The organism is Cupriavidus sp. KK10, from assembly GCF_018223725.1.
Classification (GTDB): domain Bacteria; phylum Pseudomonadota; class Gammaproteobacteria; order Burkholderiales; family Burkholderiaceae; genus Cupriavidus; species Cupriavidus necator.
In genome coordinates, this window is the sequence record NZ_CP073677.1 from 6,396,518 (window position 1) to 6,419,990 (window position 23,473).

General features: G+C 63.2%; 20 protein-coding genes, 6 tRNA genes and 3 rRNA genes. 11 read left to right on the top strand and 18 right to left on the bottom strand.

The window, feature by feature from the left end:
- Positions 1-7 precede the first annotated feature (7 nt).
- The 17 genes from rplL to KB879_RS29910 form a co-directional block, all read right to left on the bottom strand.
- Positions 8-382 carry a 50S ribosomal protein L7/L12 gene (gene rplL, locus KB879_RS29830; RefSeq protein ID WP_010810464.1) on the bottom strand — a complete coding sequence of 125 codons (375 nt, stop codon included), beginning with the start codon at positions 380-382 and terminating at the stop codon, positions 8-10.
- Between the two features lie 69 nt (positions 383-451).
- A complete protein-coding gene (gene rplJ, locus KB879_RS29835) occupies positions 452-973 on the bottom strand; it encodes a 50S ribosomal protein L10 (protein WP_010810465.1) in 522 nt (173 codons plus the stop codon).
- 423 nt (positions 974-1,396) lie between these two features.
- Complete coding sequence (rplA, locus tag KB879_RS29840; protein WP_013958262.1) at positions 1,397-2,092, bottom strand: 50S ribosomal protein L1; 696 nt, start codon at positions 2,090-2,092, stop codon at positions 1,397-1,399.
- A complete protein-coding gene (rplK, locus tag KB879_RS29845; RefSeq protein ID WP_010810467.1) occupies positions 2,093-2,524 on the bottom strand; it encodes a 50S ribosomal protein L11 in 432 nt (143 codons plus the stop codon).
- A 159-nt stretch (positions 2,525-2,683) separates the two neighbouring features.
- On the bottom strand, positions 2,684-3,265 hold the full coding sequence (nusG, locus tag KB879_RS29850; RefSeq protein WP_010810468.1) for a transcription termination/antitermination protein NusG: 582 nt from the start codon (positions 3,263-3,265) through the stop codon (positions 2,684-2,686).
- Between the two features lie 10 nt (positions 3,266-3,275).
- A complete protein-coding gene (gene secE, locus KB879_RS29855) occupies positions 3,276-3,656 on the bottom strand; it encodes a preprotein translocase subunit SecE (protein WP_013958264.1) in 381 nt (126 codons plus the stop codon).
- Between the two features lie 59 nt (positions 3,657-3,715).
- Positions 3,716-3,791 (bottom strand) — tRNA-Trp (locus KB879_RS29860).
- Positions 3,792-3,875: 84 nt separating this feature from the next.
- The gene (tuf, locus tag KB879_RS29865) at positions 3,876-5,066 is read right to left on the bottom strand and encodes an elongation factor Tu (protein ID WP_010810470.1); all 1,191 of its coding nucleotides are present in this window, start codon (positions 5,064-5,066) and stop codon (positions 3,876-3,878) included.
- 45 nt (positions 5,067-5,111) lie between these two features.
- A tRNA-Thr gene (locus KB879_RS29870) sits at positions 5,112-5,186 on the bottom strand.
- Positions 5,187-5,223: 37 nt separating this feature from the next.
- Positions 5,224-5,297 (bottom strand) — tRNA-Gly (locus KB879_RS29875).
- A gap of 51 nt (positions 5,298-5,348) precedes the next feature.
- Positions 5,349-5,434: transfer RNA gene (locus tag KB879_RS29880), tRNA-Tyr, on the bottom strand.
- A 289-nt stretch (positions 5,435-5,723) separates the two neighbouring features.
- Positions 5,724-5,836: ribosomal RNA gene (gene rrf, locus KB879_RS29885) — 5S ribosomal RNA — on the bottom strand.
- A gap of 126 nt (positions 5,837-5,962) precedes the next feature.
- Positions 5,963-8,843, bottom strand: a 23S ribosomal RNA gene (locus tag KB879_RS29890).
- A gap of 296 nt (positions 8,844-9,139) precedes the next feature.
- A tRNA-Ala gene (locus tag KB879_RS29895) sits at positions 9,140-9,215 on the bottom strand.
- Between the two features lie 11 nt (positions 9,216-9,226).
- Positions 9,227-9,303, bottom strand: a tRNA-Ile gene (locus KB879_RS29900).
- A 62-nt stretch (positions 9,304-9,365) separates the two neighbouring features.
- Positions 9,366-10,897, bottom strand: a 16S ribosomal RNA gene (locus KB879_RS29905).
- The 16S, 23S and 5S rRNA genes sit together here with 5 tRNA genes alongside, the layout of an rRNA operon.
- A gap of 219 nt (positions 10,898-11,116) precedes the next feature.
- Positions 11,117-11,407 carry a hypothetical protein gene (locus tag KB879_RS29910; RefSeq protein ID WP_211980384.1) on the bottom strand — a complete coding sequence of 97 codons (291 nt, stop codon included), beginning with the start codon at positions 11,405-11,407 and terminating at the stop codon, positions 11,117-11,119.
- A 106-nt stretch (positions 11,408-11,513) separates the two neighbouring features.
- Here KB879_RS29910 and KB879_RS29915 point away from each other — a divergent pair, with 106 nt between their 5' ends.
- From KB879_RS29915 to KB879_RS29935, 5 genes are all read left to right on the top strand, one after another.
- The gene (locus tag KB879_RS29915) at positions 11,514-13,187 is read left to right on the top strand and encodes an AMP-binding protein (protein ID WP_211980385.1); all 1,674 of its coding nucleotides are present in this window, start codon (positions 11,514-11,516) and stop codon (positions 13,185-13,187) included.
- Positions 13,188-13,227: 40 nt separating this feature from the next.
- Positions 13,228-13,614 (top strand): DUF488 domain-containing protein, encoded by a 387-nt coding sequence (locus KB879_RS29920; protein ID WP_153954278.1) that lies wholly within the window; start codon positions 13,228-13,230, stop codon positions 13,612-13,614.
- Between the two features lie 57 nt (positions 13,615-13,671).
- On the top strand, positions 13,672-14,916 hold the full coding sequence (locus KB879_RS29925; RefSeq protein ID WP_211980386.1) for a nucleoside recognition domain-containing protein: 1,245 nt from the start codon (positions 13,672-13,674) through the stop codon (positions 14,914-14,916).
- 401 nt (positions 14,917-15,317) lie between these two features.
- Positions 15,318-17,435 (top strand): FUSC family protein, encoded by a 2,118-nt coding sequence (locus KB879_RS29930; RefSeq protein ID WP_211980387.1) that lies wholly within the window; start codon positions 15,318-15,320, stop codon positions 17,433-17,435.
- Between the two features lie 112 nt (positions 17,436-17,547).
- On the top strand, positions 17,548-17,826 hold the full coding sequence (locus KB879_RS29935) for a DUF1488 domain-containing protein (RefSeq protein ID WP_013958269.1): 279 nt from the start codon (positions 17,548-17,550) through the stop codon (positions 17,824-17,826).
- Positions 17,827-17,878: 52 nt separating this feature from the next.
- On the opposite strand, the gene KB879_RS29940 is transcribed toward KB879_RS29935, so the two are convergent.
- Entirely contained in the window at positions 17,879-18,349 is a 471-nt protein-coding gene (locus KB879_RS29940; RefSeq protein ID WP_114134455.1) for a universal stress protein, read from the bottom strand.
- A gap of 211 nt (positions 18,350-18,560) precedes the next feature.
- On the opposite strand from KB879_RS29940, the gene paaA reads away from it, so the two are divergent.
- From paaA to KB879_RS29970, 6 genes are all read left to right on the top strand, one after another.
- Complete coding sequence (gene paaA, locus KB879_RS29945; protein WP_013958271.1) at positions 18,561-19,580, top strand: 1,2-phenylacetyl-CoA epoxidase subunit PaaA; 1,020 nt, start codon at positions 18,561-18,563, stop codon at positions 19,578-19,580.
- A 31-nt stretch (positions 19,581-19,611) separates the two neighbouring features.
- Positions 19,612-19,899: a 1,2-phenylacetyl-CoA epoxidase subunit PaaB gene (gene paaB / locus KB879_RS29950; RefSeq protein ID WP_012354162.1), complete on the top strand. Its 288-nt coding sequence runs from the start codon at positions 19,612-19,614 to the stop codon at positions 19,897-19,899.
- Positions 19,900-19,909: 10 nt separating this feature from the next.
- On the top strand, positions 19,910-20,761 hold the full coding sequence (gene paaC, locus KB879_RS29955; protein WP_013958272.1) for a 1,2-phenylacetyl-CoA epoxidase subunit PaaC: 852 nt from the start codon (positions 19,910-19,912) through the stop codon (positions 20,759-20,761).
- Between the two features lie 31 nt (positions 20,762-20,792).
- On the top strand, positions 20,793-21,353 hold the full coding sequence (paaD, locus tag KB879_RS29960; RefSeq protein ID WP_013958273.1) for a 1,2-phenylacetyl-CoA epoxidase subunit PaaD: 561 nt from the start codon (positions 20,793-20,795) through the stop codon (positions 21,351-21,353).
- A gap of 27 nt (positions 21,354-21,380) precedes the next feature.
- A complete protein-coding gene (gene paaE, locus KB879_RS29965) occupies positions 21,381-22,469 on the top strand; it encodes a 1,2-phenylacetyl-CoA epoxidase subunit PaaE (protein WP_211980388.1) in 1,089 nt (362 codons plus the stop codon).
- Between the two features lie 195 nt (positions 22,470-22,664).
- Positions 22,665-23,468 (top strand): DUF1835 domain-containing protein, encoded by an 804-nt coding sequence (locus KB879_RS29970; protein ID WP_211980389.1) that lies wholly within the window; start codon positions 22,665-22,667, stop codon positions 23,466-23,468.
- Positions 23,469-23,473: the final 5 nt, after the last annotated feature.

The window sequence follows — 23,473 nt, forward strand, 5'->3', positions numbered from 1 at the left end:
CAATGCCTTACTTGACGTCGACCTTTGCGCCAGCGTCTTCCAGCTTCTTCTTGGCTTCGGCAGCTGCAGCCTTGTCCACGCCTTCCTTGACGGGCTTCGGTGCGCCATCGACCAGGTCCTTGGCTTCCTTCAGGCCCAGGCCGGTGATTTCGCGAACAGCCTTAATCACGCCAACCTTGTTGGCGCCGACTTCGGCCAGGATCACGTTGAACTCGGTCTGCTCTTCAGCAGCGGCGGCACCGCCGGCGCCCGGGGCAGCTGCCACGGCCATGGCAGCGGCGGACACGCCAAACTTCTCTTCAAACGCCTTGACCAGGTCGTTCAGTTCCATCACGGACATCGCGCCAACGGCTTCCAGGATGTCGTCTTTGGTGATTGCCATTTGAAATACTCCTACTAGATTTGATTCGGTATCGGTAATGCGATCTTTCGATGCGAGGCCTGGATTGCCTTAGGCGCCAGCAGCTTCCGCTTCCGCGGGAGCGCCTTCGGCGTTCTTGGCAGCCAGTGCAGCCAGCAGACGGGCGAAGCCCGACACCGGTGCCTGCATCACGCCCAGCAGCTGAGCAATCAGTTCGTCGCGGCTCGGGATCGATGCCAGCGCCTTCACGGCGGCAGCGTCGAGAACCTTGCCGTCATACGACCCAGCGCGCAGGACCAGCTTGTCGTTGGTCTTGGCAAAGTCGTTCAGAACCTTGGCCGACGACACTGCATCTTCGGAAATACCGTAGATCAGCGGACCGGTCATCTGCTCTGCGAGGCTTGCAAACGGCGTACCTTCGACGGCACGGCGGGCCAGCGTGTTCTTCAGAACACGCAGGTACACGCCTTGCTGCCGAGCGGTGGAACGCAGCTTGGTCAGATCGCCAACCGTAATGCCGCGATATTCGGCCACGACGATGGTCTGGGCCTTGGCGACTTGCGCCGAAACCTCAGCAACGACGGCCTTCTTATCTTCAATATTGAGTGGCACGGTTAAGCTCCAAAATGACGCTAGCCCTCCGGCAATACCGGAGTCTTCACGTCAGCACAAACGAACGGCGTCCGATTGGCCCGAATCACCCGGGACAGGCCCGGATTCATCAATCCCTTCGGGTGCGCCATCTGCGCTGGTTGCCCGGGGTTGGTCATGCACGGCACCTGGCCCTGCCTGTACGTCCCGGCCGATTAAGCCCGCATGCCTGACTGCGGTCATGTGGACACCAGCGGTCTTTGATAACCAGCGGCGACTGCCTGAACACCATGTGTCCGGCTGCCGCCACTGCCCAAAGCCTTGCTCCCTATCCTTGTCCCGCCGCTTGACAGAACCAGGTCCGGAGCCGATCCCCGCTTACGCCAGGATCTTCAATTCGCGGCCGACCGGTGTTATCGGGTCCGGTCAGCCCATGCCGTCAGCTCAGGCCGACAGCGAAGCTTGTTCCACGCGCACGCCAACGCCCATGGTGGACGAGACGGCGATCTTGCGCAGGTACACGCCCTTGCTCGTAGCCGGCTTGGACTTCACCAGGGCTTCCAGCAGTGCGGACAGGTTGCTCTTCAGCGCTGCGTCTTCGAACGAGCGGCGGCCGATGGTGGCGTGGATGATACCGGCCTTGTCGACACGGAACTGCACCTGACCAGCCTTGGCGTTCTTCACGGCCTGGGCCACGTCGGGCGTCACGGTACCGACCTTCGGGTTCGGCATCAGGCCGCGCGGGCCCAGGATCTGGCCCAGCGTACCGACGATACGCATCGTGTCCGGCGAAGCGATCACGACGTCGAAGTTCAGGTTGCCGGCCTTGACTTGCTCAGCCAGGTCTTCCATGCCGACGATGTCAGCACCGGCGGCCTTGGCGGCTTCGGCCTTTTCGCCCTGGGCGAACACAGCCACGCGAACCGACTTGCCGGTACCTGCGGGCAGCACCACCGAACCACGAACCACCTGGTCCGACTTCTTGGCGTCAATGCCCAGCTGCACGGCCACGTCGATCGACTCGTCGAACTTCGCCGAAGCGCAGCCCTTCACCAGGCCCAGGGCCTCGTCGATCGGGTAGAACTTGGTACGCTCGATCTTCGCCTTGTTGGCGGCGACGCGCTTGGAAACCTTAGCCATTTACAGACCCTCCACGGTGATGCCCATCGAACGAGCCGAACCGGCGATGGTACGCACGGCGGCGTCCAGGTCGGCGGCGGTCAGGTCAGCGTTCTTGGCCTTGGCGATTTCTTCAGCCTGGGCGCGGGTGATCTTGCCAACCTTGTCGGTATGGGGCTTCGGCGAACCCTTGGTGATGCCAGCTGCCTTCTTGATCAGCACAGTCGCCGGGGGCGACTTCATCACGAAGGTGAAGCTCTTGTCGGCGAAGGCGGTAATCACCACCGGCACCGGCAGACCGGGTTCCATACCCTGGGTCTGGGCGTTGAACGCCTTGCAGAACTCCATGATATTCAGACCACGCTGACCCAGTGCGGGACCAACGGGCGGGGAGGGATTTGCCTTACCAGCCGGAATCTGCAGCTTGATAAAGCCAATGATCTTCTTGGCCATCTCTACTCCAATCCGGATCGCCCTTTCGGGATGCGATCCTGTTGAGTCGTAACGCGCTGTCGCCGCACCTTCGGCACGGCCTCACGCTCCTCTTGGCGCCGCCACCGGGGCGTCGCCGTTGCCAGTTGCCGCCCTTTCAGGCCGCAGCCGGCAAATTCCTTAAACCTTCTCGACCTGGCCGAACTCGAGCTCGACCGGCGTGGCACGCCCGAAGATCGTGACCGAGACGCGCAGGCGCGATTTCTCGTAGTTCACTTCTTCCACGTTGCCGTTGAAGTCGGTGAACGGGCCGTCCTTGACGCGCACCATTTCGCCCACTTCGAACAGCGTCTTGGGACGCGGCTTCTCGACCCCTTCCTGCATCTGGGTCATGATCTTGTCGACTTCGCGCTGCGAAATCGGGCTCGGGCGGTTGCGGGCGCCGCCCACGAAACCGGTGACCTTGCTGGTGTTCTTCACCAGGTGCCAGGTCTCGTCGGTCATTTCCATTTCCACCAGCACATAGCCCGGGAAGAAACGACGCTCCGTGACCGACTTGTGGCCGCCCTTGATTTCCACGACTTCTTCAGACGGCACCAGGATGCGGCCAAACTTGTCCTGCATCTCGGCGCGTTCGATGCGCTCCTGCAGCGCGCGCTGCACGCTCTTCTCCATGCCGGAGTAGGCATGCACGACATACCAGCGCTTCTTCGACGAAGGCGATTCCGGCGCGGTGGTTTCCTGCTGAGCGTTATCCGTCATGTGCTACCTCTTATTTCCAGCCCAGCACGAGCGAGAAGACGACCCACTCGATGAGCTTGTCAGCCGACCACAGGAACAGCGCCATGACGACGACAAAGACGAAGACCAGCCCCGTCATTTGCCCGGCTTCCTTGCGCGTCGGCCAGACGACCTTGCGAACTTCCCGATACGATTCCTTGGCGAACCCGATAAAGTCCTTGCCTGGTACGGACACCAGTGCAACCACGATACCCAGTGCAATACCACCGAACAGTGCGGCGCCACGTACATAAGACGGTTGCTGTGCCAGTGCATAGAAACCGATGACGCCCGCAACCACCAGCAGCACCGCCACGCCAAGCATCCACTTGCCGCTGCTGGCGTTCACGGTTTCAACATTGGGATTGGCCATGTTTCGCAAACGAGACTAAGCCGCGTCACGATTGCTCTTCGCGACGCGGCTGATTGATTTGGCAGGGGCAGAGGGAATCGAACCCCCAACCTTCGGTTTTGGAGACCGACGCTCTGCCAGTTGAGCTATACCCCTAAAACAACTGTGGGGCCGGCGCTGGCGCCAACCCCTTCTGGCAACGAACGCGGCCGGTTGGTGCCGCGTTCGCTATCAAACAACTTAGTCGAGGATCTTTGCCACGACGCCGGCGCCGACGGTACGGCCGCCTTCACGGATAGCGAAGCGCAGGCCTTCTTCCATGGCGATCGGGGCGATCAGCTTGACGGTGATCGACACGTTGTCACCCGGCATGACCATTTCCTTGTCCTTCGGCAGCTCGATCGAGCCGGTCACGTCGGTGGTACGGAAGTAGAACTGCGGGCGGTAGTTGTTGAAGAACGGGGTGTGACGGCCGCCTTCGTCCTTCGACAGGATGTACACCTCGCCGGTGAAGTGGGTGTGCGGCTTGATCGAACCCGGCTTGCACAGCACCTGGCCGCGCTCGACGTCTTCACGCTTGGTGCCGCGCAGCAGCAGGCCAACGTTGTCGCCGGCTTGACCCTGGTCCAGCAGCTTGCGGAACATTTCCACGCCGGTGCAGGTGGTCTTCACCGTCGGCTTGATACCGACGATTTCGATTTCCTCACCGACCTTCACCACGCCGCGCTCGATACGGCCGGTCACCACGGTGCCGCGACCCGAGATCGAGAACACGTCTTCCACCGGCATCAGGAAGGTACCGTCAACGGCACGCTCCGGCGTCGGGATGTAGGTGTCCAGTGCGTCGGCCAGGTTCATGATGGCCACTTCGCCCAGCTCGCCCTTGTCGCCTTCCAGCGCCAGCTTGGCCGAACCCTTGATGATCGGGGTGTCGTCGCCGGGGAACTCGTACTTGCTCAGCAGCTCGCGAACTTCCATCTCGACCAGCTCGAGCAGTTCAGCGTCGTCCACCATGTCGCACTTGTTCAGGAACACGATGATGTAAGGCACGCCAACCTGACGGGCCAGCAGGATGTGCTCGCGCGTTTGCGGCATCGGGCCGTCAGCGGCCGAGCAAACCAGGATTGCGCCGTCCATCTGGGCGGCACCCGTGATCATGTTCTTCACATAGTCAGCGTGGCCCGGGCAGTCAACGTGCGCGTAGTGGCGGTTGGCCGTTTCGTACTCGACGTGGGCGGTATTGATGGTAATACCGCGTGCCTTTTCTTCCGGCGCTGCGTCGATTTCGTCGTACTTCTTGGCGGCACCGCCGAACTTCGCAGCCAGCACCGTAGCGATCGCTGCCGTCAACGTGGTCTTGCCATGGTCAACGTGACCAATCGTGCCAACGTTCACGTGCGGCTTGGTCCGCTCGAACTTTTCCTTTGCCATTTCGCGACTCCTGTCTCGGTAGCGATATTGCCAGTGCGTGGTATTTGGTGCCCATGGGCAGGATCGAACTGCCGACCTCTCCCTTACCAAGGGAGTGCTCTACCACTGAGCCACATGGGCGAAACTTGACGTACTACTCTGACAGCAACCGCGCGACTGGAGCGGGTGAAGGGAATCGAACCCTCGTCGTAAGCTTGGAAGGCTTCTGCTCTACCATTGAGCTACACCCGCCCGGTTCTTTCCTGCTTCTTCACCGGCACTGCCGGCTGCTGTCTTGCATTCTGGTGGAGAGGGCTGGATTCGAACCAGCGTAGGCGTAAGCCAACAGATTTACAGTCTGCCCCCTTTAGCCACTCGGGCACCTCTCCGCAGAGAACTATCGATTATGGGGCTTCTCACCTTGCCTGTCAAGCACTTTCCGTTGCGGATGCTGTACTTGGGCAGACCAGGGAAGGCGTTCCAGCGTGGCGCTTGAACCGCCTGATCGCTCCCACAAGCGCAGTTTAGATTTCTGCGTTCTCACCCTATAGGGGCTTTCCAGCGCGGCTCCTGGAGGCTCTGAGGCGGCCTGGCAGGGCCGCGGGGCCACGCGCGGCGACGGCCGGAAAAAACAAAACCCCTCGCAGCACACGCTGTCGAGGGGTTTTGGGAATAAGAGCCTGGCGATGACCTACTTTCACACGGGTATCCGCACTATCATCGGCGCGGAGCTGTTTCACGGACCTGTTCGGGATGGGAAGGGGTGGTTCCAGCTCGCTATGGTCACCAGGCATAAGGGGTTGCAGCGCTGAGGTTGAGGTCAACGCTGCGAATAGGGATGTAGTTGGGGTTGTGCGTCTTGTGTCAACTGTTTCGGCACAGTCACGATCACACACCAGGCAAAACACACTGGTTATAGGATCAAGCCTTACGGGCAATTAGTACTGGTTAGCTTAACGCATTACTGCGCTTCCACACCCAGCCTATCAACGTCCTGGTCTCGAACGACCCTTCAAGGAGGTCAAGCCTCCAGGGAATCCTCATCTTCAGGCGAGTTTCCCGCTTAGATGCTTTCAGCGGTTATCTCTTCCGTACATAGCTACCCTGCGATGCCTCTGGCGAGACAACAGGTACACCAGCGGTACGTCCACTCCGGTCCTCTCGTACTAGGAGCAGCCCCCGTCAAGATTCCAACGCCCACGGCAGATAGGGACCAAACTGTCTCACGACGTTTTAAACCCAGCTCACGTACCTCTTTAAATGGCGAACAGCCATACCCTTGGGACCGGCTACAGCCCCAGGATGAGATGAGCCGACATCGAGGTGCCAAACACCGCCGTCGATATGAACTCTTGGGCGGTATCAGCCTGTTATCCCCAGAGTACCTTTTATCCGTTGAGCGATGGCCCTTCCATTCAGAACCACCGGATCACTATGTCCTGCTTTCGCACCTGCTCGACTTGTCGGTCTCGCAGTTAAGCACGCTTTTGCCATTGCACTTTAGGTACGATGTCCGACCGTACCAAGCGTACCTTCGAACTCCTCCGTTACACTTTGGGAGGAGACCGCCCCAGTCAAACTGCCTACCATGCACTGTCCCCGACCCGGATTCACGGGTCAAGGTTAGAACCTCAAACAAACCAGGGTGGTATTTCAAGGACGGCTCCACGTGAACTAGCGTCCACGCTTCAAAGCCTCCCACCTATCCTACACAGATCGGTTCAAAGTCCAATGCAAAGCTACAGTAAAGGTTCATGGGGTCTTTCCGTCTAGCCGCGGGGAGATTGCATCATCACAAACACTTCAACTTCGCTGAGTCTCGGGAGGAGACAGTGTGGCCATCGTTACGCCATTCGTGCAGGTCGGAACTTACCCGACAAGGAATTTCGCTACCTTAGGACCGTTATAGTTACGGCCGCCGTTTACCGGGACTTCAATCAAGAGCTTGCACCCCATCATTTAATCTTCCGGCACCGGGCAGGCGTCACACCCTATACGTCCACTTTCGTGTTTGCAGAGTGCTGTGTTTTTATTAAACAGTCGCAGCCACCATTTTATTGCAACCCCTTCACCCTTCTGGCGCAGGCCAGTCAAGCTACCAGGGCGTACCTTATCCCGAAGTTACGGTACCAATTTGCCGAGTTCCTTCTCCCGAGTTCTCTCAAGCGCCTTAGAATACTCATCTCGCCCACCTGTGTCGGTTTGCGGTACGGTCTCGTATGACTGAAGCTTAGAGGCTTTTCTTGGAACCACTTCCAATTGCTTCGCAGCACTAGGCCGCTCGCCCCACATCCTTGAATTCCGCGCCCGGATTTGCCTGAGCGCCTTCTCCAATGCAGGGACCGGGACTTCCAACACCCGGACAACCTTCCGCGATCCGTCCCCCCATCGCATCATACGACGGTGCAGGAATATTAACCTGCTTCCCATCAGCTACGCATCTCTGCCTCGCCTTAGGGGCCGACTCACCCTACGCCGATGAACGTTGCGTAGGAAACCTTGGGCTTACGGCGAGGGGGCCTTTCACCCCCTTTATCGCTACTCATGTCAGCATTCGCACTTCCGATACCTCCAGCATCCTTTACAAGACACCTTCACAGGCTTACGGAACGCTCTCCTACCACGCACATTACTGTGCGTCCGCAGCTTCGGTATATAGCTTAGCCCCGTTACATCTTCCGCGCAGGACGACTCGATCAGTGAGCTATTACGCTTTCTTTAAAGGGTGGCTGCTTCTAAGCCAACCTCCTGACTGTTTTAGCCTTCCCACTTCGTTTCCCACTTAGCTATATTTGGGGACCTTAGCTGGCGGTCTGGGTTGTTTCCCTCTTGACACCGGACGTTAGCACCCGATGTCTGTCTCCCGTGATTGCACTCTTCGGTATTCGGAGTTTGCTATGGCGGGGTAATCAGCAATAGACCCCCCAACCATGACAGTGCTCTACCCCCGAAGGTGAGACACGAGGCACTACCTAAATAGTTTTCGGAGAGAACCAGCTATTTCCAGATTTGTTTAGCCTTTCACCCCTATCCACAGCTCATCCCCTAACTTTTCAACGTTAGTGGGTTCGGTCCTCCAGTACGTGTTACCGCACCTTCAACCTGGCCATGGATAGATCATCTGGTTTCGGGTCTACACCCAGCGACTCAACGCCCTGTTCGGACTCGCTTTCGCTACGCCTTCCCTAATCGGTTAAGCTTGCCACTGAATGTAAGTCGCTGACCCATTATACAAAAGGTACGCCGTCACCCCTTACGAGGCTCCGACTGTTTGTATGCATGCGGTTTCAGGATCTATTTCACTCCCCTCCCGGGGTTCTTTTCGCCTTTCCCTCACGGTACTGGTTCACTATCGGTCGATCACGAGTATTTAGCCTTGGAGGATGGTCCCCCCATCTTCAGACAGGATTTCACGTGTCCCGCCCTACTTGTCGTACACCTAGTTCCACAACGCTGTTTTCGCATACAGGGCTATCACCTGCTATGGCCGGGCTTTCCATCCCGTTCTGCTAACAATGCTGCTAAAGAGTACAAGGCTCTTCCCATTTCGTTCGCCACTACTTTGGGAATCTCGGTTGATTTCTGTTCCTGCAGCTACTTAGATGTTTCAGTTCGCCGCGTTCGCTTCCCTGACCTATGTATTCAGTCAGGGATGACCCATACGGGCCGGGTTTCCCCATTCGGACATCTCCGGATCAAAGCTTGTTTGCCAGCTCCCCGAAGCTTTTCGCAGGCTACCGCGTCCTTCATCGCCTGTGATCGCCAAGGCATCCACCACATGCACTTGTTCGCTTGACCCTATAACGAGTGTGTCTCGATTGCTCGAAACAGTCGCTACAGGATGAGTTCTCGCATTTGTGCCGTATTCCAAGTCATCTTTCGATCACTTAAATACATTTTGGTTGATACAATCACAACCCGGTATCGCGTTTTGTACTGCAGCGTCTCATCAACGCTTCGCGACACCTTTACTACATCCCATATTTTTAAAGAACAGCCGATCATTCGATCGCTTGGCAATGCCAAATGGAAACACTCGCAACTCAGCGTCGCGAAGCGCTTTCATTTGACAACCAATCCAAGGTACCAGGTAGTGGTGGAGGATGACGGGATCGAACCGACGACCCCCTGCTTGCAAAGCAGGTGCTCTCCCAGCTGAGCTAATCCCCCTTCGGATAACTTGGTGGGTCTGGTAGGACTTGAACCTACGACCCCCGCCTTATCAAGACGGTGCTCTAACCACCTGAGCTACAGACCCTTGGCTGTAACAGCAAACAAACCGATAAGTGTGAACGCTAGGCTTGAGACACAAGCCTCTAGAAAGGAGGTGATCCAGCCGCACCTTCCGATACGGCTACCTTGTTACGACTTCACCCCAGTCATGAACCCTGCCGTGGTAATCGCCCTCCTTGCGGTTAGGCTAACTACTTCTGGCAAAACCCACTCCCATGGTGTGACGGGCGGTGTGTACAAGACCCGGGAACGTATTCACCGCGGCATGCTGATCCGCGATTACTAGCGATTCCAGCTTCACGTAGTCGAGTTGCAGACTACGATCCGGACTACGATGCGTTTTCTGGGATTAGCTCCCCCTCGCGGGTTGGCAACCCTCTGTACGCACCATTGTATGACGTGTGAAGCCCTACCCATAAGGGCCATGAGGACTTGACGTCATCCCCACCTTCCTCCGGTTTGTCACCGGCAGTCTCTCTAGAGTGCCCTTTCGTAGCAACTAGAGACAAGGGTTGCGCTCGTTGCGGGACTTAACCCAACATCTCACGACACGAGCTGACGACAGCCATGCAGCACCTGTGTCCACTTTCCCTTTCGGGCACCTAATGCATCTCTGCTTCGTTAGTGGCATGTCAAGGGTAGGTAAGGTTTTTCGCGTTGCATCGAATTAATCCACATCATCCACCGCTTGTGCGGGTCCCCGTCAATTCCTTTGAGTTTTAATCTTGCGACCGTACTCCCCAGGCGGTCAACTTCACGCGTTAGCTACGTTACTGAAGAAATGAATCCCCAACAACTAGTTGACATCGTTTAGGGCGTGGACTACCAGGGTATCTAATCCTGTTTGCTCCCCACGCTTTCGTGCATGAGCGTCAGTGACGTCCCAGGGGGCTGCCTTCGCCATCGGTATTCCTCCACATCTCTACGCATTTCACTGCTACACGTGGAATTCTACCCCCCTCTGACATACTCTAGCCTTGCAGTCACAAGCGCCATTCCCAAGTTGAGCTCGGGGATTTCACGCCTGTCTTACAAAACCGCCTGCGCACGCTTTACGCCCAGTAATTCCGATTAACGCTCGCACCCTACGTATTACCGCGGCTGCTGGCACGTAGTTAGCCGGTGCTTATTCTTCCGGTACCGTCATCGACCCCGGGTATTAACCAGAGCCATTTCTTTCCGGACAAAAGTGCTTTACAACCCGAAGGCCTTCTTCACACACGCGGCATTGCTGGATCAGGGTTGCCCCCATTGTCCAAAATTCCCCACTGCTGCCTCCCGTAGGAGTCTGGGCCGTGTCTCAGTCCCAGTGTGGCTGATCGTCCTCTCAGACCAGCTACTGATCGTCGCCTTGGTAGGCTTTTACCCCACCAACTAGCTAATCAGACATCGGCCGCTCCTGTAGCGCGAGGCCTTGCGGTCCCCCGCTTTCACCCTCAGGTCGTATGCGGTATTAGCTAATCTTTCGACTAGTTATCCCCCACTACAGGGCACGTTCCGATGTATTACTCACCCGTTCGCCACTCGCCACCAGGCCGAAGCCCGTGCTGCCGTTCGACTTGCATGTGTAAGGCATGCCGCCAGCGTTCAATCTGAGCCAGGATCAAACTCTTCAGTTCAATCTCTGTGTGGAAGCCTCGCGGCTCCCTCGCTCTTTCGAGCGGTCGCTCACTCTCAGAAAACTGACTGACCAGATCCGAAGACCCAGTCACGTTTTGCTGTGCGAGCACTGTATAACTTGTGAAGCAACACTGTCCGAAGACAGCGGCGTCCGCTACCCAGCGCCCACACTTATCGGTTGTTTGGTTGTTAAAGAACTTCGCTGCCGGCTTTGCCGTTCAGCGCTGCTGCGTTGTCTGCAGCAGAGAAACGAGATTATGCAGAGCTTTCTTCGTTTCGTCAACCGTTTCAGCAACTTTTTTCGCTGCGGCCGGCGCGCTAACTTCGCTGCGCCAACCTACCCGGTCGACCCCGCAACCCTTGCTGCGTCTGCTTTGCAGCGCTGCGTTGTGTTGCGAGGGGGCGAATATTAAGGGACGCAGGACCGACTGGCAAGCGATTTCGCGAAATAATTCGAAGTACTCGAAAAAGCGGCGCAGGGGGCGCAAATGTCGCGCTGGTGACAACATTCAGCAACGCCTCGGCTTAAGCTGGCGCCGTGGGCGTTGGCCCAACCCGAAACGCCTTCCTCTATATAGGCGTCGAATGCCAAGCAGAGCAGTTGAAGGAGACAAGATGACCCGACCCGTGACGCCCGGCCTCTCCCTGGTCGCCGGCAGCACCGACATCCCCCTGTCTGATCAGACGATTCCGGCACTGCTGGCGCGCTCGGTCGCCGCAAACCCGGACGGCCCTGCCGTGGTGTTCCGCGAGCATGGCGTGCGCTGGAACTGGGCGGAGTTCAGCGACCAGGTCGATCGCCTGGCCAGCGGCCTGCTCCAGCGCGGCATCCAACCGGGCGACCGCGTCGGCATCTGGGCGCCGAACCGGCCCGAATGGCTGGTGACTCAGTTCGCCACCGCGCGCATCGGCGCCATCCTGGTCAATATCAACCCGGCCTACCGCCAGGCGGAGCTGGAATATGCGCTGAACAAGGCGGGCGTGCGCATGCTGATCACGGCCGCGCGTTTCAAGAGCAGCGACTACCTGGCCACCCTGCAGGCGCTGGCGCCGGAACTGGCCGAGGCCGAGCCGGGTGCGCTGCGCGCCGCACGGCTGCCTCGGCTGCAGTGGGTGGTCCGCATGGGATCCGAGGCGACGCCCGGCATGCTCAATTACGATGCACTCCTGGCCGAACCCGATACTGCGCGCCTGGACGCGGTGACCGCGACGCTCTCCGCGCACGATGCCATCAATATCCAGTTCACCAGCGGCACCACCGGCAACCCCAAGGGCGCCACCCTGACGCATCACAACGTGGTCAACAACGGCCGCTTTGTCGCCATGGCGATGCGCCTTGGCGACAGTGACGTACTGTGCATCCCGGTACCGCTCTATCACTGCTTCGGCATGGTGCTGTCGGTGCTGGCCTGCGTCTCGGTCGGCGCCTGCATGGTGTTCCCGGGCGAGGCCTTCGATCCGCTCGCAACCATGCAGGCGGCCAGCGAGGAACGTTGTACCGCCCTGCATGGCGTGCCGACCATGTTTATCGCCCAGCTGGACCATCCGGAGTTCAGCCGCTTCGACTTCTCGACCCTGCGCACCGGCATCATGGCCGGCGCCCCCTGCCCGATCGAGGTCATGAAGCGCGTGGTGGCCGACATGCATATGTCCGAGGTCACCATTGCCTATGGCATGACCGAAACCAGCCCGGTCTCGTTCCAGAGCGCCACCGACGATCCGCTGGACAAGCGCGTCGCCACCGTCGGGCGGGTGCAGCCGCACCTGGAATGCAAGGTGGTCGACGCCCTCGGCGAGGTCGTGCCGACCGGCGCCACCGGCGAGCTTTGCACCCGCGGCTATTCCGTGATGCAAGGCTACTGGGAAGACGACGAGCGCACCCGCGAGGCCATCCGCGACGGCTGGATGCACACCGGCGACCTCGCCACCATTGACGACAAGGGCTACTGCAACATCGTCGGCCGGGTCAAGGACATGCTGATCCGCGGTGGCGAGAACATTTACCCGCGCGAGATCGAGGAATTCCTGTTCCGCCATCCCAAGGTGCAGGCGGTGCAGGTCTTTGGCGTGCCTGACCAGAAGTACGGCGAGGAGGTCTGCGCCTGGATTGTGCTCAAACCCGGCCAGTCCGCCACCGAGGACGAGATCCGGACGTTCTGCCGTGACCAGATCGCCCACTACAAGATTCCGCGCTATATCCGCTTTGTCTCGGAAATGCCGATGACTGTGACGGGCAAGGTGCAGAAGTTTGTCATGCGCGACACCATGATTCATGATCTGGGACTTTAGCCGGACGCACTCGCGTCGGCAGACATGAGCGGGATCCTCCATGACCATCCGAATCGTAAGACTCGGCGCGCCGCGCGCGGCCGATGAAGGCCTGCGCATCGGCACCGTGCGCCGGCCGCCGCGGGGCGTGCCCAAAACCGAGTTTGCCAGCCGCGATTTCTACGATGTCTGGTATCCCGTGCTGTCGCCATCGCCCGAACTGGTGGCCCAGGCGCTGCAGGCCACCGATGACAAGCAATGGCGGGCGTTCGTGCAGCACTTCCGCAAGGAAATGGCCGCGCCGGACCCCAGCCGCACGCTAGACCTGCTGGCGGCGCTGTCGCACCAGACCAATTTCTCGGTAGGCTGCTACTGCGAGAATGAGGCGCACTGCCACCGCTCGGTCCTGCGCGAGCTGCTGGCCGAACGCGGGGCCGTGATCGGCTGAGCTGCACGCCGTGCCAGGGATCTCCCCGGCTTTGATTCCCCCGCTTCCCGCATTCCGATGGCCCTGAACGTTGTCTGGCTTGGTTTCTTCCTGATTTCCTTTGTCGCCGCCTGCGTCCGCCTGGCCAGCGGCGATCTCACCGTGTTCCCCGCCATGCTGGCGAGCCTGTTCGACAGCGCGCGCACGGCCTTCGAGATCGCGCTCGGCCTGGCCGGGGTGATGAGCCTGTGGCTTGGCATCATGCGCATCGGCGAGCGCGCCGGCGTGGTCGATGCCTTCGCCCGGCTGGTGAACCCGCTGCTGCGCCATTTCTTCCCCGGCGTGCCGCAGGGCCATCCGGCACAGGGGGCGATGATGATGAACGTGTCGGCCAACCTGCTCGGGCTGGACAATGCCGCGACGCCGCTCGGCCTGAATGCCATGCGCGAGCTGCAGACGCTGAACCGGCGCCCGGACGTCGCCACCGATGCGCAGATCATGTTCATCGTGCTGAATACGGCCGGGCTGACGCTGATTCCGACCTCGGTGATCGCGATCCGGCAGGCCATTGCGGTCAAGCAGGGGCTGGTGGGTTTCAATGCGGCCGATATCTTCCTGCCGACGCTGCTGGCCACCGGCGGCTCATGCTTGGCCGGCCTGCTGGCAGTGGCGTGGGTGCAGCGGCTGAACCTGCTGCGCCCGGCCGTGCTGGTGGCGTTCGGGCTGGTCGCGGCGCTGCTGGGCGGGATGTTCGCCTGGCTGCGGCACGCGCCGCCGGGGCAGGTCGGCAGCGTGACGGCACTGGCCGGCGCCGGCTTCATCCTGTCACTGATCACGCTGTTCCTGGTCTACGGCGCGCTGCGCAGGGTCAATGTCTATGAAGCCTTTATCGATGGCGCCAAGGAAGGCTTTGGCGTCGCCGTGCAAATCATTCCCTACCTGGTGGCGATCCTCGTAGCCATCGGCCTGTTCCGGGCCACCGGCTGCATGGACGTGCTGATGGGCTGGCTGACGCTGGGCTTTGCCCAGCTGGGCGTCAATACGGACTTCGTGCCGGCGCTGCCGGTCGGGCTGATGAAGATCCTGTCCGGCGCCGGCGCGCGCGGGCTGATGGTGGATGTGATGACGACCTATGGGGTGGACTCGTTCCAGGGACGGCTGGCCGCGATCATCCAGGGCTCGACCGAGACCACTTTCTATGTGCTCGCGGTCTACTTCGGCAGCATCAATGTGCGCAATACGCGCCATGCGCTCGGTTGTGCGCTGGTGGCCGATGCTGCCGGGATCGTGTGTGCGGTAGGTGCCGCCTATCTGTTCCGTTAGGACACGGCTCGATCGTTGGAAACCGGAATTTGTTGCATCGATACAACGTCATTGTGCGTATTGTCAGACATTGACACATGACCGCTTGGTGCGTCGCAGCAAACCAGGTATAGTGGAGTCTGTCTCCTCCACCACCTCGGTGGATTCCAACCCACGCACAACCTGCGTGGGTTTTTTTTCGCCTTCGCGCCGGAACGGTCACAACCCCTGTGCACGTTTGCCCCTGCTGGCGCTGCAATCGTGCTTGGGGCCTCGCCACGCGGCTTTCTCGCTCCAACGTGGTGCGGCGAGCCGCTGCTGTGGGCAACAAACCAGTTTTGTTGCAACGCAGCAAACGGTATCGTAGAGTGGTCTCACGACGGGCGCCCGACCTGGCTGGCTCGCGTGGATCCTGGCCCCGCATGTTCGCTTCCGCCCTCCTTGCCCGCTACTGGCCTGACCCCATGCTGCTCCGGCGCGGGATCATCTATGCGCTGTCGTTCCTGGCCCTTGCCGGTATTGGCTGGCTGACCGGGGATGCAGGCTACCTGTGGTCGGCCACGGCCTCGATCTGGGCCTGCCTGGCGGACCGGCAAGGCACGGCGTCGGCACGGCTTTCCAGCCTGGGAGCGGTCGGCATTGGCGGGGCGGTGGCCAGCGCGCTGGGCGCGGCCGTGGCGCCGACGCCCTGGCTGGCCGTGCTGGTGGTGATGGCGGGAGGGCTTGCCGCAGGCCTGGCAGAGACGCGCGGCCCGGCCAGTGCGCTCGCGGCCAAGCTGCTCTATGTCGTGCTGGTGGCCGCGTGCCTGCAGCCTGCGGCCGGGCCTGACCTGGCCGTGCAGGCCCTGCAGAGCGGGCTCGACTTCCTACGCGGCGGCGTGTTCGCGTGCCTAGCTTGCCTGGCGCTGATCCCTTCGGCCCGCGACGACCGGCCGCGCACCGAGATCGTGGCCGCCTACGACGCGCTGGTCCGGCTCGCCACGGCACTCGCCGACACCCGCCACGGCAATGACCTCGCCACCTGCAAGCAGGACATCCGCAACCGCATCGAGGCCGCGCGCCGGGCCATCGAGGCCCGACGCAGCCTGCACGACCCCAGCAGTCTCCTGCACTATGCCTATGCCGTGGGTGTCGCCGACGCCCTGTTTGCGCTGCTTATCGTCGCGGGCGAACTGCGCGAGCGCGCCGGCGCCGCCCAAGGCTTGCCGATGCAGCCGCCGTTGCGTCATATCGCGCGCTGTGTCGCCGACGCCCGGGAGCAAGTCGGCCAGGCACTGGCGCGGCACGCGCCCGACCTGCCGGCGTTGAGCGCGGCGCTGCGCCACGAACTGCGGCGACTGACCGCGCCCGTGGCCAATGCCAGCGCACCGCCCCCCTATCAGTCGGCACTATCCGCCCTGGCGCACCATCCGGATTTCGACCGATGGCGCGCAAGCTTCCGCTGGCCGCGGCGCGGCATCGGGCACGGGCTAGCCCAGATGCTGCGCGGGCTGGCCGACCACGCCGCAGGCGATGCCCTGGTCACGCGCCACGCCCTGCGGCTGGCGCTGGCCGGCAGCCTCAGCCTCGTGCCCGCGCAGTGGTGGCGGCTGGACCACGGCTACTGGGTGGCGGTGACCGTGATCATGGTGCTCAGCCCCCAACTGCAGACCACCCGGCAGGTTTCCGTGAAACGCTTTGCGGGCTCGCTGGCGGGCGCCCTGTGCGCCTGTGTGATTGGCCTGCTCCATCCGGCGCCGGTGGTGGCGCTGGGCATCAGCGCGGCCTTCCTGGCCGGGGCTTATGCCAGCCGCCTCGCCGGGCAGCCCGGGGCATTCGCGTTCTGCCTGACGCCGGCCGTGATCCTGTTCTCATGGGTGGGCGCGCCGGCCGTCGACAGCAGCCACTTTGCCGCGCTGCGCGGCATCGACACCGCGCTCGGCTGCCTGATCGCGCTGGCGACTTACTTTGTGCTGGCACCGCGCGTGGAAATGTCGCGCGTGTTCCGCCATGCCGTCGACGCGGTGGCGGTCAACGCGGTCTACCTGCGTGCCGCCTTCGCCGCCAGCCGCGTGGCTGAGGCCGCGACGCCGCGCGCCGTGCCGCGGCTGGAAGCCTTGCGCATTGCCGCCGGCCGGGCTTCCACCCGCGCCGAACTCACGCTGGCACAGGCCGCCGGCGCGCTCGCACCCGACTATGCCGAGGCCTACCAGCGCGTGCATGCGTGCGCGCGCCGCATGGCCGCGCTGGCCGGCGTGGTGCGAGCCGGGGTGGAGTCGGGCGTTTTCACGCTGCCCGCCGGTGCTGAAGTGCGCATGCTCCTGACGCAACTGGAAGCGCAACTGGCCGAGCTGGCGATGCGGCCGGGCCTGGCAGACACTACCGGCAGCGCCGAGCGCCCCGCGCTACCAGCCGCTGCCGCGCTCGACGCCTTCCTGGCGGAACAGGCCGACTACGCCGCCGCGCATATCGCCGCCGCCCATGCCGCGGTGGCGGACCTGCGCACGCTGGGCGCGGCCGCGCGCAAGCTGCCGGGGCGGCGGCGGGCGCACAGCGGCTGAGCGGAACCAAAAAAGAAGGTTGCCGGACCGGCCAGCGGACTGGCCGGGCTTTACGGAATGCGGCGATGGCCTATATTGATTGAATACGCCCGCCGCCAGCACGAGGCACGCCATGTCCGACATCACGTTCCCTCGCAGCCTCCCGACCTACTGCGCAGCCAGCCTCACGCTGTCCTGCCCTGCGACGGTCAACGGCAGTCCCACCTTGTATTCCGTCACCGCCGAGGCCCTCGAGGCCCATTTCGGCGCGCGTTCGCCGCGCGAGGAAGACCTGGTCGCAGCCTTCACCAGCAACCGCCAGCGCATCGAGCGCCTGGCCGAAAGCCTGTTCGAGCTGACCGAGGCGCGCGAGATCGTGCTGCGCAGCGGCCATTTCCGCTTCGCCGGCTGAATCCCGTCAGTGTCCTGACGCCCCCGATCGGGGGCGTGATTTCATCGGCCATTCAGTCGGCCTTCGCCTCGCCGCGCACCAGCAGCACCGGCATGGTGGACTGCCGCATCACCGCCTCGGCCACGCTGCCCAGTACCAGCCGGCGCACGCCGCGGCGTCCGTGCGTGCCGATCACCAGCAGGTCGGCGCCCCACTGGCGCGCGGCCTCGTTGATCGACGCCCCCATGTCGCCGGGCACCGGCGCTTCGGTCACCAGCCGGGTTTCATGCGCCACACCGGCTGCGGCCAGCCGCTGCGAGGCAGCCTGCAGCGCGCGCTGGCCGCTTTCCTCGAACGCCTTCTGCAGCTGGCTCGGGTCGTAGTACCCGGCATCGAACATGGGCGTGCCGGTGTCCACGACATAGAGCGCCAGCACGGTGGCGCCGCCCGGAGCCGCCACGCGGATGGCTTCGCCCAGCGCCAGGTCGGACGTGCTGCTGCCGTCCACCGCCACCACGATCTTGCTGTATGCCGTGCTAGTCATAGGTATTGCCTCCGTTGACAGGGAAAGGGATGGCGGCGGTAACGCCGCCTGCCTTCGATACTACCCGTGCGGCAGCCGCCACGTGGCGAGCAGGATCAAGCACGGGTCACGGTAGCGGGCTTTCCCTTAAATTGACCGACCGGTCGGCATATATATAATAGGGCCAGTCGCTGTCCGCGATCCGAGCGGCATTCCCGCCAGAGGAGACAATATGTACACGCAGAGTCTTGACCTGCCCGGCCAGCACGCTGATGCGGCGCAGGCCAGCGCGCCCCAGGACGAAGCCGCCTGCCAGGCCGCGTTCGACGCCTGCATGGCCGCCGACGGCAAGATCGAGCCGCAGGACTGGATGCCGCAGGCCTACCGCAAGACCCTGGTGCGCCAGATCTCGCAGCATGCGCACTCGGAGATCGTCGGCATGCTGCCGGAGGGCAACTGGATCAGCCGGGCCCCGTCGCTCAAGCGCAAGGCCATCCTGCTGGCCAAGGTGCAGGATGAAGGCGGCCATGGGCTCTACCTGTATTCCGCCGCCGAGACGCTGGACGCCTCGCGCGATGACCTGGTCGACGCGCTGCACAGCGGCAAGGCCAAGTATTCGTCGATCTTCAACTACCCGACGCTGACCTGGGCCGACGTGGGCGTGATCGGCTGGCTGGTCGACGGCGCGGCGATCATGAACCAGATCCCGCTGTGCCGCTGCTCGTACGGCCCGTATGCACGCGCCATGATCCGCATCTGCAAGGAAGAGTCGTTCCACCAGCGCCAGGGCTTCGACGCGCTGCTGGCGATGATGCGCGGCACCGAGGCCCAGCGCGAGATGGTGCAGGATGCGGTCAACCGCTGGTGGTTCCCGGTGCTGATGATGTTCGGCCCGCCCGACGCTGCCTCGACCAACAGCGCGCAGACCATGGCCTGGGGCATCAAGCGCATCTCCAACGACGACCTGCGCCAGAAGTTTGTCGATGCCACGGTCGAGCAGGCCCGCGTGCTGGGCGTGACCCTGCCCGACCCCGGCCTGCAATGGAATGCCGAGCGCGGCCACTATGACTACAGCCCGCTGGACTGGGATGAGTTCTGGCGCGTGATCAACGGCGACGGACCCTGCAACCGCGAGCGCCTGGCCACCCGCGTGAAAGCGCATGAGGACGGCGCCTGGGTGCGCGAGGCCGCGCTGGCGCACGCCGCCAAGGTGGCCGAACGCGAAGCCCGCGCAAGCCGCGCCGCGGCCTGAACCCCGCGCCCGAGGGCGGAGGAGACAATCGATGCAACGCAAGGAATGGCCGCTGTGGGAAGTGTTCGTACGCAGCAAGCAAGGCCTGGAACACAAGCATTGCGGCAGCCTGCACGCCGCCGATGCGCAGCAGGCGCTGCACATGGCGCGCGACGTCTATACGCGGCGCCAGGAAGGCGTGTCGATCTGGGTGGTGCCGTCCGCGGCCATCACCGCGAGCGTGCCCGAGGAAAAACCGGAGCTGTTCGACCCGATGGCCGACAAGATCTACCGGCACCCGACGTTCTACCAGCTGCCCGACGAAGTCAACCACATGTAAGGCCCGCACCATGACCGCGTCCCCACAGCCGACTGTGCCCGCCTCGCTCGATCACCTGCCGCCGGCGCGCACCGCGGCCTTGCGCTACGTGCTGCGCCTGGCCGACAACGCCCTGGTCCTGGGCCAGCGCAACGCCGAATGGTGTGGCCACGGCCCCGTGCTTGAAGAAGACATCGCACTGGCCAACATCAGCCTGGACCTGATCGGCCAGGCGCGGCTGCTGTACGGCCGCGCCGGCGAGTTGGAAGGCGAGCTGACCGGCCTGCCCCACCATGAGGACGACTACGCCTACTGGCGCGCCGAGCGCGACTTCCGCAACTGGACACTGCTGGAGTTGCCGCACCGCGGCCCGCTGGCCGGCAACGCCGCCGCCGAGCGCGACTACGCCGTCACCATCATGCGCAACTTCTTGTACAGCGCGCTGATGGTCGAGCTTTGGGAAGCCTTGCTGGCCAGCCGCGATGACCAACTGGCCGCGATCGCCGCCAAGTCGGTCAAGGAAGCACGTTACCACCTGCACCACGCGGCTGGCTGGGTAGTGCGCCTGGGCGACGGCACCGAGGCATCGCACGCGCGCATGCAGCGCGCGCTGGAACACCTGCTGCCCTATATGAACGAGTGCTTTGCCGAAGACGCGGTGGAAGCCGAGGCCGCCGCGCAGGGCATCGGCGTCATCACGGCCACGCTGCGCCCCGCCTGGGATGCCACCGTCGCCGAGACGCTGCAGGCTGCCACGCTAACCCTGCCCCAGGCCACGCGCTTTGTCTCGACCGGGAAGCACGGCGTGCACTCCGAACACATGAGCTACCTGCTGGGCGAGATGCAGGGGCTGGCGCGGGCCCATCCGGGCGCGCAATGGTAAGCGCCCGCTTCGCCGCAAAGGATTGACCAACATGACCATCGCCGCCCTCCCCCTACGCAACGACCGCGCCATCGATGGCCGCATCGCGCGTGCATGGGCGGCGCTGGAGGCGGTGCCGGACCCGGAGATCCCGGTGGTGTCGATCCGCGACCTGGGCATCTTGCGCGATGTCCTGACCGGCGCCGACGGCGCGCTTGAGATCGTCATCACGCCCACCTACTCCGGCTGCCCGGCGATGTCGCAGATCGCCGAGGACATCGGCCGGGCGCTGGACGGCGCCGGGCTGGCGCCGTGGCGCATCCGCACCGTGCTGGCGCCGGCCTGGACCACCGACTGGATCACCCCGGCCGCGCGCGAGCGCCTGCGCGCCTTCGGCATTGCGCCGCCGGGCCAGTGCGGCATGCCGGCCGAGGCGCAGCCGCTGCGCTTTGTGCCTAGCGCCGCCCGCGCGGGCGCACCGGATGTCGTGGCCTGCCCGCGCTGCGGCAGCGTGCATACGCAGGAAATCTCGCGCTTTGCCTCGACCGCCTGCAAGGCGCTGTACCGGTGCCTGGACTGCCGCGAGCCGTTCGACTATTTCAAACCCTACTGAGCCCCGCCGGGCCGAAGCCAGGCTGCCATGACTCCACAGTTCCATCCGCTGCGCGTGGCGAAGGTGCGCCCCGAGACCGCCGACACCATATCGATCGCCTTCGAGGTGCCGGACACGCTGCGCGATGCCTACCGCTTCACCCAGGGCCAGTTCCTGACGCTGAGGGCGCCGGTCGACGGCAAGGACCTGCGCCGCTCCTACTCGATCTGCTCGGCCGTGCAGGACTACGACGCGCACGGCGAGTTGCGCGTGGCGGTCAAGCTGGTCGAGGACGGACTCTTTTCCACGCACCTGCATGACTCCATCGCCCCGGGCCAGGTGATCGACGTGATGACCCCCGACGGGCGCTTCCACGTGCCGCTCGATGCTGGCGCGGCGCACCACTACGTGGCCTTTGCCGCCGGCAGCGGCATCACGCCGGTGCTGTCGCTCGTCCGCACCACGCTGCTGGCCGAGCCGCACAGCCGCTTCACGCTGGTCTATGGCAACCGCAACGTCGACAGCATCATCTTCTCCGAGGCGCTGGAAGACCTGAAAAACCAGTATCTGGCGCGCTTCACGCTCTACCACGTGCTGTCGCGCCAGCCGCAGGAGGTGGACCTGCTGCACGGCCGGCTCGACCATGCCCGCGTGACGGCCTTCCTGCAGACCCTGATCCCGGTGGAAGACATCGACGCGGCCTTTGTCTGCGGGCCGGCCTCGATGATCGACGAGGCCGAGGCGGCGCTGCGCGATGCGGGCCTCGACCCGCACCGCATCCACGCCGAGCGCTTCGGCGTGCCGCTGGCCCAGGCCAGGCGCAAGCCGCCCCCCGCGCACGCCGACGATGCCGGCACCGCCGAACTGGTGGTGGTGCTCGACGGCAAGCAGCACAGCATGCGCCTGCCGCTGGAAGACGCCAACGTGCTCGACACCGCGCTGGCCGCCGGGCTGGACCTGCCCTACGCCTGCAAGGGCGGCGTCTGTTGTACCTGCCGCGCCAAGGTGCTGGAAGGCCAGGTGGAAATGGAAAAGAACTACACGCTCGAGCCGTGGGAGATAGAAAAGGGCTTCGTGCTCACCTGCCAGGCGCGGGCGCTCACGCCGCGGGTAGTGGTCAGCTACGACGAACGCTGATCCGGGCACGCCGGCGCGTGCGTATTCAGACAATTGCCGACATTGGCCAGCACGGGCCGTGACTACAATGGCGGCAGGCGGCTTCCTGCTGGCGCGATGCTTGCAGGGCAGCGACCGGGCGGGCGGCGACCCCGCCTGTCGCATCGCCGCCGCGGCGGTGCCAGCGAACCGTCCCACCCATATACAATCACGGCCATGCAATATATCCACGTCGTCAATGGTGATGTAGCAGGCACGACCCTGCGCCAGGCCCTGGCCCAGGCTGCACGGCCGGACCCTGTCGTGGTGCTGCGCGACGACCTGGCGGTGGGACCGCTGGCCGACATCGACAGCACCGGCCTGATCCGCTCCGGCTTCTGGCAGCGGGTCGCCCCGCATACCGACATCGATTTCGGCGCCGAGATGCGCCAGGCGCTGGACCAGCTCCAGGCGCTGCGCCAGGACGACATGGAAGTGGCCATCTGGCACGGCCAGAGCGCGGCCGACCAGCTGATGCTGCGCCGGGTGGTATTCCACCTGTACCAGGCGCCGCAGCGGATCAATGAAGTCGCCATGGACCTGCGCGAGCTGGAAATGCCCGCGCAGGGCAACCTGGCGGCGATCGGCATGTACACGCCCGCGCGGCTGGCGCGGCGCTTTTCCACCATCGCCCCGGTCTCGGTGCTGCGCCTGGGCCGCCTCGGCTACGAGTGGCAGCAGAACGTCAAGGAAAACGCCGACGTGCGGCTCTGGAAGGGCAACACGCTGGTACCGGCGGCCTATCACACCATCGACGAGATCATCATGGAACGCGCCCCGTCCGAGTGGACGCCCGCGGCGCAGGTGGTGGGCAGCGTGATGGGCGCGATCGAAGGTCTGCTGGCCAGCGACTGGTTCGTGTTCTGGCGCTGCCGCGAGCTGATCGCCATGGGCCAGCTGGTGCTGCGCGGCAATGCTGACTCGCTCGATACCTGCGAACTGCGCCGCCATGTCGGCAGCGGTGGCACCGGCGGCGAATAAACGAG

Bases quoted from the DNA above. Each gene is read 5' to 3' on its own strand.
- rplL (WP_010810464.1), bottom strand. From the start codon at position 382: ATGGCAATCACCAAAGACGACATCCTGGAAGCCGTTGGCGCGATGTCC.
- KB879_RS29940 (WP_114134455.1), bottom strand. From the start codon at position 18,349: ATGACTAGCACGGCATACAGCAAGATCGTGGTGGCGGTGGACGGCAGC.
- KB879_RS29930 (WP_211980387.1), top strand. From the start codon at position 15,318: ATGTTCGCTTCCGCCCTCCTTGCCCGCTACTGGCCTGACCCCATGCTG.
- KB879_RS29910 (WP_211980384.1), bottom strand. From the start codon at position 11,407: ATGTTGTCACCAGCGCGACATTTGCGCCCCCTGCGCCGCTTTTTCGAG.
- paaC (WP_013958272.1), top strand. From the start codon at position 19,910: ATGACCGCGTCCCCACAGCCGACTGTGCCCGCCTCGCTCGATCACCTG.
- KB879_RS29925 (WP_211980386.1), top strand. From the start codon at position 13,672: ATGGCCCTGAACGTTGTCTGGCTTGGTTTCTTCCTGATTTCCTTTGTC.
- paaB (WP_012354162.1), top strand. From the start codon at position 19,612: ATGCAACGCAAGGAATGGCCGCTGTGGGAAGTGTTCGTACGCAGCAAG.
- secE (WP_013958264.1), bottom strand. From the start codon at position 3,656: ATGGCCAATCCCAATGTTGAAACCGTGAACGCCAGCAGCGGCAAGTGG.
- KB879_RS29935 (WP_013958269.1), top strand. From the start codon at position 17,548: ATGTCCGACATCACGTTCCCTCGCAGCCTCCCGACCTACTGCGCAGCC.
- paaA (WP_013958271.1), top strand. From the start codon at position 18,561: ATGTACACGCAGAGTCTTGACCTGCCCGGCCAGCACGCTGATGCGGCG.
- KB879_RS29970 (WP_211980389.1), top strand. From the start codon at position 22,665: ATGCAATATATCCACGTCGTCAATGGTGATGTAGCAGGCACGACCCTG.
- paaE (WP_211980388.1), top strand. From the start codon at position 21,381: ATGACTCCACAGTTCCATCCGCTGCGCGTGGCGAAGGTGCGCCCCGAG.
- KB879_RS29920 (WP_153954278.1), top strand. From the start codon at position 13,228: ATGACCATCCGAATCGTAAGACTCGGCGCGCCGCGCGCGGCCGATGAA.
- paaD (WP_013958273.1), top strand. From the start codon at position 20,793: ATGACCATCGCCGCCCTCCCCCTACGCAACGACCGCGCCATCGATGGC.
- KB879_RS29915 (WP_211980385.1), top strand. From the start codon at position 11,514: ATGACCCGACCCGTGACGCCCGGCCTCTCCCTGGTCGCCGGCAGCACC.
- tuf (WP_010810470.1), bottom strand. From the start codon at position 5,066: ATGGCAAAGGAAAAGTTCGAGCGGACCAAGCCGCACGTGAACGTTGGC.
- rplK (WP_010810467.1), bottom strand. From the start codon at position 2,524: ATGGCCAAGAAGATCATTGGCTTTATCAAGCTGCAGATTCCGGCTGGT.
- nusG (WP_010810468.1), bottom strand. From the start codon at position 3,265: ATGACGGATAACGCTCAGCAGGAAACCACCGCGCCGGAATCGCCTTCG.
- rplA (WP_013958262.1), bottom strand. From the start codon at position 2,092: ATGGCTAAGGTTTCCAAGCGCGTCGCCGCCAACAAGGCGAAGATCGAG.